Genomic DNA, 9,665 nt, shown 5'->3' with positions numbered 1-9,665 from the left:
GCCGTCAACGCCATGATTTATATGCGAAATATCACGATTACGACAGCGAAATCAGCGACTTACTTGGAGAATGTGGGTTGAGATAGCCGCTCTGCACGGCATCTTCGGCCTCGGCGCTGTCTTTCAGAACCGCCCAGGCGGCGCGAAACAGGCGTTGGTTGTTCGCCGTCGCGATATAGCGGATCGCGCCCGCGTCGCCGCTGCGAAACAGCGCGACGAGATCGCTTTCACCCAGCCCGGCATAGTCGCGCTTGTCCACCGGCTTCAACGCCCGGTTCGCTGCACGGCAGGGGTGTCATCGCGACGGGCATGGCCATGCCAGAGTTTGGTTCGCACGTCGCCTCCATGCCGTTTCTCAGCGAGCGCCCTCATGCAACCGCGCTTTGCGCCGATCAACCCCGGCGGAAGGTGCAGCCGCCTGCTCGAGCCGATCGGAAACATCCCACCTGCAGAGGCCGAAGAGCATTACCATGCGATGATCGAACAGCGACCCAAAGCCGCACAACTTAATCCAACCGGCCTCCGGCAAACTCGGAGAGGTTCAGGTTGCCTGGAGGCGCATCTTGAGTTCGTCTCCAGCACGTAGCAGGGATGCCGTCTTCACCGCAAACTGCGGCGCCAAACCAAGCCGTTGGGTCCGATGCGTCGGCTGGCGTTTCGGATTGCTAGCGCCAGCGCGGCGCCTTGCCGAAGTCGGCATCGGTGAAGGCGATATCGTTGAAGATGTAGGGATAATAGAAGCGCCGCAGCTGCGTGTGATAGCGGCGGATACGGTCCTGATAGGCGAGCTGCGCTGTCAGGTCGGTCCGCGCGATCCGGTGGAGCGCGGTCTGCACGCCCACCGCCGGGAGTGCCCAGCCGATCCGCCGCGCCCAGCTGTCCCGGCGCATCAACGCCGCCCGATAAGCGCGGCTCTGGTCGGCGACGCTTTGGTCGCCCAGCTGCTGGAACGCGTAATACCATTTCCAGTGAAAGCCGAGGCCGACCGGCTTGGTATCGCGCCATTCGGGGTGCGAGCGGAAGAACGCGGCCATCGTCGCCTGCTTGGGCTTGTCCCAGCCGGCATGGATCACCTCGCGCTGCGCCAGGGTCAGCTCGATGCCCTGCCGTGCCGGGATGGCGGCATTGATCGCGAGATTGGCGAGCGCGGGCAGGATCAAGGTGAGCGCCAGCCAGCCAGCCGCGAGGCTGGCGGCGTTCGCGACCGATGACAGTCCGATCGCGCCGATGCCTGTGGCGAGCGCGGTCCAGATCAGGCAATAGCCCAGCGTTTGGCCGGCGATCTGTGCCGTGGGCCACAGCGGCGCGGCGGCGTAGAGCGCCCCTGCGGCAAGCGGCACGATCAGCGCCGCGTAAACCAGCCCCAGCCGCAGGCCGATCCGGCGTGCCCAGAACCGCCATCGGCCTCCGTTCATCGCCATCAACAGCGCCAGCCGCCCGCTCTCGCGCTCGCTCGAGACGAGATCGTGCAGCAGCACGATCAGGATCAGCGGCGCGAGATAGGTAAGCACGAACGCCCAGTCGAACCGCCCCGGCAGCGCGAGTTCGGCATTGTACAGCTCGCTATCGTAAAGCTGCCCCTCCAGGCCGAGCGCGCGGATGCGCAGGATATAGGGAGCAACGTCACGCTGGCCGATCGCCGCGAAAGCAAGCGGCGACGGCGCATCCCAGGTCGCGTGCGGTGTGTAATAGGCGGCATAGCCCGCGTCGGGCTCGCGCGCGACGAACTTGGCGATCGCGCCCACATCTTCGGCCTGCAACGCGGGGATGCGGGCGATCGCGGCGCGCTGCCGCTCGACCTCGGCAAGCCCCGCGACGACGCTCGCGATCGCCAGGAACAGCGTCAGCAGCAGCGCCGGCCACGCCACGCGCTGGCGCAGGAACAGCCGCAATTCGTGGCGCCACAGCATCACCGGACTGCCCCCGCCACGCGCCGCGTCGCCAACCGCAGCAGCAACATGGCGAGCAGCGCCCAGCCCGCCAGCACGCTGGCGGCCGGGAGCGCCGCCGCCGCCTTTTCCGCGCTGCTCGTGCCGCGATAGCGGAAATCGGGCACCGCCTGCCAGTTGCGCGGATCGATCCGCACCCGCCGCGCCGCTTCGGGATCGCTGTTGCGCGCGCCGTCATCGGCATAGCTGACCGACAAGGCCTGGAGCCGGTTGAGCTGCTGAACGATGGTGTAGCGATAGCGCTCGGCCTGGATCAGGAAACGGCGATGGCTTTCCAGATCGGTGCCCGCCAGCGCCATCGACAGCGCACGCGCCGCGATGGTCGGGCTGGCGATTCCCATCAGCGCCACCACCCCGGATTGCGCGCGCTGGGCCGCGAATTGGCGGTGGGCATAGGCATCGAACAACCCCGCCGTCAGCCTTTCCCCCTCCAGCGCGAGCAGGCCGCGATAGTTGAAGGGCAGATCCTCGACCCGCGACACGCCATAGCGGGCGAGCGTTGCCGCCTTGAACGCGGCGAAATGCGGGTCGGCGGGGTCGTGGCTGTCCCCGATGCGGCGCAGGTCGCGCTGGATTGCGACATCGGTTTCGATGCGGTTGGCGCTCGGTCGCATCGCCAGCGCCACATCGCTGGCGATGCGCGGCAGCAGCACGACGGTGATCGCCCACAGCCCGATCAGGGCGAGCAGCGCGCCCCGCGCCTGGCTCGCCAGCGCCGAGACGGCGGTGATCAGCGCGACCCAAATCGCCAGATAGGCGCCGTGGCCAAGCGCGATCGCGGTGGCATCGCTCAGCGGCGCGCCGCCCGCCGCCACCATCCAGCCGAGCGCCGCCAGCACCGGCAGGTCCAGCAGCAGGGCGACACCGGCGAGCGCCAGCGTCTTGCCGCCAACGACCGCCGACGGCGCGATGCCGTGCGCCTGAAGTTGCTTCAGCGTCCCGCGTTCGCGTTCCCGCGCGATCATGCCGAAGCCCACGAAGATCAGCACGAGCGGGGCGAGCACATGCAGCACGAACGCCGGGGTCAGCTGGCCAAAGCGAACCAGCAGCGAACTCTGCCGAACATCGCCGAAATTGGCGCTGTTCTGCCGGTGCCCCTCCAGAAAGATCGTCGATCCGGTGAAGGCGTCCACCCCCGAATCGAACCCCGCCAGCGCCGGCAGCGGTCGAAACACGAAATGGCCGTAATGCACCATCCGGTGCGGATGGCGCGCGGGCTGGCCATCGAACGCGCGATCGGCCTGGGCCTGGTAACGCGCGCGCAGTGCGTCGCTCGCCTGGCGCTGGGTAAGCGCGGTGAGCGTCGCGACGATCGACAGCGCGAGCAACATCGCGATCGCCAGCGCGGCAACCGCGTTGCGCCGCATCAGTCGCCATTCGTCGCAGGCGATGATCCAGGCGCTGCTCATGCCGCCGGCGCCTCGCCATAGCGGCGGTGGAGCGCCATCACGTCGAAGCCTTGCGCGCGGTGGACTTCCTCCACGATGTGCCCGCCGGCCAGGAAACCGATGCGATCGGCGCAATCGGCGGCGCCGAGCAGATCGTGGGTTACCATCAGCACCGCCGTGCCGCGCGCGCGCAACTGGTGAAGCAGCGCGTTGAAATCGGCGGTCGCGCGCGGATCGAGCCCTGAGGTCGGCTCGTCGAGCAGCAGCAGGGGCGCGTTGCGCACCACGGCCAGCGCGATCGCAACCTTCTGGCGCATCCCCTTGGAAAAGCCGGCGACGCGGCGGTCGCGGGCGTCGTGCTGCAGGCCGGAGGCATCGAATGCCGCCTCCTTCGCCGCCATGCTGTACGCCTCGCCGGCAAGCGCCAGGAAATAATCGACATTCTCCCGGGCGCTCAGATGATCATAGAGCGCCACATTCTCTGGCAGATAGGCGATGCGTTGGCGGGCCTGCTGCGGCGCGCGCGCGGGATCGATTCCATCGATTCGCACCGCGCCTGCCGTGGGAGTGAGGAACCCCAGTAGCGTCGCCAGCGTCGTCGATTTACCCGCGCCGTTGCCGCCCAGCAGCGCATAGATCTCGCCCGCCGCCACTGAAAGCGAGAGGCGGTCGAGGATCGTGCGGTCGCCCCGGGCGACGACCACATCGGTCGCGACAACGGGCGGGGAGGTGCTGGCGTGAAGCATGGCGCCTCTGACCATCGAGATTGTCGTTTGTCAACGACATGTTGTATTGTCTCATTGACAGAGATCAACCGTATCGCCAGTGACGCCGCCGTCCGGTGGGATGACCCCCGGCGTCACGATTTGGGGGAAGTGATTATGACATTGGCTTTGTCCGCGCGCGCCCTGCTGCTGGCCTGCGCCGCGGCCACCGTCGCCATGCCGGCCGTCGCGCGCATCCCGCCTTCGGCAGAGCCCGAACCCGCGGCGCTGGAAAATGATGTCGTGATCACCGGCGTCCGCCAATCCTATCGCGGCGAGTTCGCGCTGAGTGAAATCCCGCAATCGATCGATCTGATCGACGGCAAGCTGCTGGAGCAGAACAACATCCTGCGCCTTACCGACGCGCTGGACCTGAACGCTTCGGTCGCGCGGCAGAACACGCTCGGCGGCCTGTGGGACGCGTTCGCGGTGCGCGGCTTTGCCGGCGACGAGAACCTGCCGAGCGGATATCTGGTCAACGGTTTCAACGGCGGGCGTGGCTTTGGCGGCCAGCGCGACAGTGCGGGGCTTGAGCGCGTGGAAGTGCTGAAGGGGCCCGCCGCCGCGCTGTTCGGCCGGGGCGAGCCGGGGGGAACGATCAACCTCGTCACCAAGCAGGCGAAGATCGGCGAAAGCTTCGGCGCGTCGTCCTTCCAATATGGCGCCTTCGATCGTTTTCGCACCGAAACCGACTGGAACCTCAGCACCGGGCCGGTCGCGCTGCGCCTGATCGGCTATGCCGAGGACGCGGGCAGCTTCCGCGATTTCATCGGCAGCAATCGCTGGGGCTTCCTCCCCTCGGTCGGCGTCAAGCTTAGCGACCGGACGCGGCTGACCTATGATCTGGAATTGACGCGCATGGCGGTGCCGTTCGATCGCGGCATCGTGGTGCTGAACGGTAATTTCAATACCGTGCCGCGCAGTCGATTCCTGGGCGAACCGAGCGATGGCGACACCGTCGCGCGCGCGACCGGCCATCAATTGCGCGTCGAACATGATTTTTCGCAGGACTGGAGCGTCACACTGGGCGCCAGCTACCGCGAAACGCTGCTCAGCGGCGCGTCGTCGGATGCCGAGCTCGTCGGGTCGCGCCAGCAGATTTTCCGCGACGGGCGCTCGCTCTCGCGCCAGCGGCGCACCCGCCGCTATGATTCGAACCATTTCACCGTGCGGGGCGAGTTGGCCGGTCGTTTCGAGACGCTCGGCCTCGCGCACCGTTTCCTGCTCGGCGCGGATCATGACGAGTTCAACAACGATCAGGATTTCCGCCGCTTCCGCCCGCCAACTGTCGCCAGCAACCCGTCGCCCCAGGCGGGCTATGTGATCGACGTGCTCAACCCGGTTTACGGCCGCTTTCCGGTGCCGACGCCTGCGCCGCTTACCAACCGGCTCGATACCCAGCGCGCGACCGGCGTTTACGTGCAGGACCAGATCACCCTTACCGACCGGCTGCAGCTGCGCCTTGGCGGGCGCTATGACAGTTTTCTGCTGCGCACCAACAACCGCATCACCCGCGTGATTTCGGAACGCACCGCCGACCGTTTCAGCCCGCAGATCGGCGCGGTCTATCGCTTCAGCGACACGATCAGCAGCTATGCGGCCTATGGCGAAGGCTTCCGCGCCAATATCGGCACCGATGTGAACGGGGTGATCTTCAATCCCGAAACAAGCACATCGGTGGAAGTCGGCGCGAAGCTCGCGCTGTTCAACGGCGCGCTGACCGGCACCTTCGCGCTGTTCCAGATGGAAAAGGCCAATGTGCTGGCGAGCGATACCGCCAATCCCGGTTTTTCGGTGGCGATCGGCCGGGCGCGCAGCCGTGGCATCGAGCTCGACCTCGCCGGGACGCTGCCGGGCAAGATCGATGTGCGGCTGAGCTATGCCTATATCGAGGCTCAGGCCCGCTCCACGGTCCTCGATCCCAATTTCTCGTTCCAGATCCGCCCGGGCGACCGGCTGATCAACATCCCTGATCATAGCCTGAACGTGCAGGCGAGCCGTCGCTTCGAGTTCGGCCGAACCGGGGTGCTGATGGGGGGCAATGTGCAACATGTCGGCGGACGATCGGGCGAGACGGGCACGCGCTTCACGCTGCCCGCCCACACGCTGGTCCGCCTGTTCGCGACGGTGACGCTCAGCAAGCAGCTCGAGCTGTTCGGCGAAGTGAGCAACCTGTTCGATGAGCAATGGTATGCGAACAGCTATGCCGCCTTGTGGGTACAGCCCGGCACCCCGCGCACAGGCTCGATCGGCATCCGGGCGCGGTTCTAGAGCGATTTCGAGGCAGGTGGAATCACCTGCCGGCTCGGAAATCGCGTATAAACAAACGCCTAGAGCGGCGATCCGATTTTATCGGATCGAAAACCGCTCTAGCGGGTTCGTCCGATCGGCAGATATGGCGCCTGCGGAAGTCGGTACGGCCTAGCCTGCTCGCGTTCGCGGGATCCGTCATGCAGGCGGGCACGCACACTGCTGCCGCATGGGTGCGTCGATAATGGCCTGTCCGCGGCGTTTGTTTTTGCCCCAACCGACTCCCGTGGCACCCACGCGCCTATCGCTCGCGCGGACGCTCCAGCGCGGAGAGGACGCCGCGCAGCGTGGGCACTTCCTGGCTCGACCAGCCGGGCTTGGTGAGCAAGGTGCGCAGCGTGCGCTTGGTCGTCGCGACCCGGTCGGGCGGGTAATGGAAGTCGGCGCGCTCCAGCATCGTGTCGAGCTGACCCGTCATTCCCTCCAGCTCTCCATGCGGGGCGGGAGGCGCGAGATCGGTCTCGGTCGGGATGGCGAGGCTTCCAGGCGCGCGTCGCGCAACGAACGCGCGACGCGGCAGTGCTCGCAACTTGGCTAGACGAAGCAGCTTGATCGAGCCCGCCCCTACCCTGGTAGCATCGTCATCGCGGGGGTGGCTCCAGCGCTAAAGCATAAATGGTGGCCGATCATCTCTTCGGTGTTCAAAGCCTTGTAATCGGCCGCGCGCTCAAGCCAGCTGCGCAGCATCCGCCAATAAGAGGCCCTTGAACTGCGCACCAAGCTGTAGCACACGGGCTGCAGGACGAACCAGAACCGGCGCTTTTCTGCGGGTTTCAGCGTAGCCCAAATGCGGAGCGGATTCCCTTCACCCGCTCCATGTGCGAATGCTTCTATGTCAGCTTCTTCCGGCCGGCTGCTCGCGCTGGTCCGATCGAGCGCCGTGATTGACGGGACACACTCTCAAGCGTTTGAACGCTAGCGGCCAGCCCCAGGACGAACGACGACGACGTCCAAGGGCGGATGCCCTTGGACGCTGCCGCCACACCATTCTTGCGCACCCGATCGGAGCGCCGGCCCGGCCAGCGCCAGCTCATCGCCCCGCGCGTCGCCAGCTTCACGCGATCAGCGCTTGCGCGACCACGGCCGTGACAAAGCCAAACAAGGCGTGCAGGAAGAACGCCATCCAGACCGGGTTGAGCTGCGACAATTTGCGCGAGCCTTCGTGGACCGCGCCCACCACATAATAGTTGACCAGCCACACCGCGATCCCGACCGCCAGGCCCATCGGCACGAGACCGATACCGATCTGCCTTTCGTTCATGCCCGGGTAGCGCGACAGTCGAGAGCCTCGGACGAGCGCCGCGCCGGACGTGAAAATTGTTGTCAGTAATTGCTCATCGCGGGCATCCAATCGTCAATGCGTGGCACGCGCCCCACTCAAAGGTGCAAAGTTAACGCCCCGAATATCCTCAGTTGAGCTTGATATCGTCGAGCCGGAGATAGAATTGTGTCCACACCATATCCTTCTTCGCGTCGGCGATATGGCAATCGGCGCAATTCGCCTTGGCCTGCAACTTGGCGATTTCGGCCTTCGGCTCGCTATGGTTGAAGTCGAAATGGCCCCAGCCGTTGGTATCCGCGAAGCGCTTGGTATCTTTCACCGCCACGTCGGCGCCATTCAGCGCACCCGGAAAGAAGCCGCGACCGGACGGTTCGCTGCGCGATCCATCGGCGTTTTGCTTTGGCAGGGTACGCTGCAATTCCTTGAACATGATGGTGCCATCAGGGAAGACTCCGGTCTTTCGATAGATTCTGTAAGCGCTCGGCTCGATGTAGACGTTGTGAAATTCCGGGAAGGCAGCCTTGCCGTTGTTCAGCGCATCAGAAGTGAGCGGCAACCCCACACAGACCCAAGAAGTAAAGTCTTTGCCGACGATCGCTAGTCTATCGCGTAACGCAATCACGAGGTCTTGAATCGGTGTCCGATCGTCCAAGCGCCACCCCGTTCGACATCGATCAATGGCTCTCCATGCTGGACGTCGAGTTCGTTCGGCTTACCGAATGCCGGATTGGCCAAGGCTGGGCGCTGGCGTTCGAGGGCTTTGACGAGCCGGGCCTTCACTATGTTCTAAGCGGGCATGGCCAACTACGCGTGGGCGGCGCGGCCCCGATCGAGCTGGCGCCGCATCGCGCGATCATCGTGCCGCCGTCTCGCTCCTATCATTTCGAATCCGTGCGCGGAAACGAAGCCCCCCTTTCCTTCCGCACGATCAGCTCGCCCACTTGTTCGACCGAGGCCGGCCCAACGTATCAGCAGTGTCGCGCGGGGGAGGACGCACCCGAACTCGCCTTGATCTGCGGCCATTTCCGGCTGCGCGACGAAGCTGCTGAATCGGTGTTCGCCGGCATGGAGAAGGCGTTGGTCGTGTCGCTATCGGCGGCCGACGCGATCGGTGATCAGCTCGCTGCCACCTTGGCGGAGCTGCATGGCGGGCAGCCTGGAGCGAGCGCCATGGCGACCGCGTTGATGGAGCAGATCCTCATCAAGCTTTTCCGCAAGATGCTCGGCACGTCGGATGAATGGCTGATGCGCTTGGGCCTGATCCGCGATCCCAGGATCGCGCGCGCCTTCGCGTGGTTGATGACTCATCCCGAGCTTTCGCACAGGGTCGCGTCGCTCGCGGAAATCGCCGCGATGAGCCGCTCTGCGTTCGCCGCCGGGTTTCACGCCGATTTCGGCGATGGCCCGATGACGGTGCTGCGCAACGTTCGGCTGGCACGCGCCGCGGCGATGCTGGCCTCGCGCGACGTCAGTGTCGAGCAGGTCGGCCGGTCCGTCGGCTATGCCAGCCGGAGCAGCTTCACCCGCGCCTTTCGCGCCGCTTATGGCCCAGACCCGACCACTTTCGCGCTCGCTCGAAAGCGGCGCTAGACCGGGCGGGTGCACGCGGGCGGCAGAACCCCGACCCTAACCCCAACGCCGCGCGACGCCGTGAGTTCTTGCTATGTTCCTGTCGATCGCCTAGTTTGATTGGATGCCTGATCGACTCCGCCCGGTACGCGGCGCCACGGTGAACGACGTCAGCCAACGCTTCGGCCTTCCCCAGGCCCAGGCCGATGGCGACTGGCTCGATGCGCGAGCGGCGATCGACGGGGCACCGCCTAGGGTCGCAACGCAGGTAACGGTCGAGCAGCCGCGCACGATCATCGCGCGCAACCAGTCGCCCGACGTACCGTTCGATCGCTCGATCAACCCCTATCGCGGCTGTGACCAAGCCTACACTGTTGCGTAACCCTCGTTGCGGCAACATAGC

At 65.6% G+C, this 9,665-nt stretch carries 9 protein-coding genes and 1 pseudogene; 3 read left to right on the top strand and 7 right to left on the bottom strand.

Features of this window, described 5'->3' with window-relative positions; genetic code table 11:
• Positions 1-37: 37 nt before the first annotated feature.
• The 4 genes from K2X73_RS13105 to K2X73_RS13090 form a co-directional block, all read right to left on the bottom strand.
• A complete protein-coding gene (locus K2X73_RS13105; RefSeq protein ID WP_294111521.1) occupies positions 38-259 on the bottom strand; it encodes a hypothetical protein in 222 nt (73 codons plus the stop codon).
• Positions 260-665: 406 nt separating this feature from the next.
• On the bottom strand, positions 666-1,910 hold the full coding sequence (locus tag K2X73_RS13100) for a DUF3526 domain-containing protein (protein ID WP_365980678.1): 1,245 nt from the start codon (positions 1,908-1,910) through the stop codon (positions 666-668).
• Positions 1,910-3,358, bottom strand: a complete 1,449-nt coding sequence (locus K2X73_RS13095) for a DUF3526 domain-containing protein (protein ID WP_294111517.1) — start codon at positions 3,356-3,358, stop codon at positions 1,910-1,912. Before K2X73_RS13095 ends, K2X73_RS13100 begins: the two co-directional genes overlap by 1 nt.
• Entirely contained in the window at positions 3,355-4,083 is a 729-nt protein-coding gene (locus K2X73_RS13090; protein ID WP_294111515.1) for an ABC transporter ATP-binding protein, read from the bottom strand. Before K2X73_RS13090 ends, K2X73_RS13095 begins: the two co-directional genes overlap by 4 nt.
• 135 nt (positions 4,084-4,218) lie before the next feature.
• Between K2X73_RS13090 and K2X73_RS13085 the strand changes: the two genes are divergently transcribed.
• Positions 4,219-6,372: a TonB-dependent siderophore receptor gene (locus tag K2X73_RS13085; protein WP_294111513.1), complete on the top strand. Its 2,154-nt coding sequence runs from the start codon at positions 4,219-4,221 to the stop codon at positions 6,370-6,372.
• A 280-nt stretch (positions 6,373-6,652) separates the two neighbouring features.
• On the opposite strand, the gene K2X73_RS13080 is transcribed toward K2X73_RS13085, so the two are convergent.
• From K2X73_RS13080 to K2X73_RS13070, 3 genes are all read right to left on the bottom strand, one after another.
• Complete coding sequence (locus tag K2X73_RS13080) at positions 6,653-6,829, bottom strand: hypothetical protein (RefSeq protein ID WP_365980676.1); 177 nt, start codon at positions 6,827-6,829, stop codon at positions 6,653-6,655.
• Between the two features lie 636 nt (positions 6,830-7,465).
• Positions 7,466-7,672 carry a hypothetical protein gene (locus K2X73_RS13075; protein ID WP_294111512.1) on the bottom strand — a complete coding sequence of 69 codons (207 nt, stop codon included), beginning with the start codon at positions 7,670-7,672 and terminating at the stop codon, positions 7,466-7,468.
• A 148-nt stretch (positions 7,673-7,820) separates the two neighbouring features.
• Positions 7,821-8,345: a cytochrome P460 family protein gene (locus tag K2X73_RS13070; RefSeq protein ID WP_294111510.1), complete on the bottom strand. Its 525-nt coding sequence runs from the start codon at positions 8,343-8,345 to the stop codon at positions 7,821-7,823.
• Here K2X73_RS13070 and K2X73_RS13065 point away from each other — a divergent pair.
• Entirely contained in the window at positions 8,330-9,283 is a 954-nt protein-coding gene (locus K2X73_RS13065; protein WP_294111508.1) for an AraC family transcriptional regulator, read from the top strand. The genes K2X73_RS13070 and K2X73_RS13065 overlap by 16 nt on opposite strands.
• Positions 9,284-9,386: 103 nt before the next feature.
• Positions 9,387-9,623, top strand: a pseudogene (locus K2X73_RS13060) (radical SAM protein); the annotation flags it as partial.
• Positions 9,624-9,665 lie beyond the last annotated feature (42 nt).

This window comes from Sphingomonas sp., from assembly GCF_019746665.1.
Taxonomy (GTDB): Bacteria; Pseudomonadota; Alphaproteobacteria; order Sphingomonadales; family Sphingomonadaceae; genus Sphingomonas.
Note: the sequence above shows the minus strand (reverse complement) of the source record. Positions and strands in the feature narration are given on the sequence as shown.

What these genes read in the sequence shown, in the direction of transcription:
- K2X73_RS13100 (WP_365980678.1), bottom strand. Translation starts at nt 1,910, where the DNA reads ATGCTGTGGCGCCACGAATTGCGGCTGTTCCTGCGCCAGCGCGTGGCG.
- K2X73_RS13095 (WP_294111517.1), bottom strand. Translation starts at nt 3,358, where the DNA reads ATGAGCAGCGCCTGGATCATCGCCTGCGACGAATGGCGACTGATGCGG.
- K2X73_RS13090 (WP_294111515.1), bottom strand. Translation starts at nt 4,083, where the DNA reads ATGCTTCACGCCAGCACCTCCCCGCCCGTTGTCGCGACCGATGTGGTC.
- K2X73_RS13085 (WP_294111513.1), top strand. Translation starts at nt 4,219, where the DNA reads ATGACATTGGCTTTGTCCGCGCGCGCCCTGCTGCTGGCCTGCGCCGCG.
- K2X73_RS13080 (WP_365980676.1), bottom strand. Translation starts at nt 6,829, where the DNA reads ATGACGGGTCAGCTCGACACGATGCTGGAGCGCGCCGACTTCCATTAC.
- K2X73_RS13075 (WP_294111512.1), bottom strand. Translation starts at nt 7,672, where the DNA reads ATGAACGAAAGGCAGATCGGTATCGGTCTCGTGCCGATGGGCCTGGCG.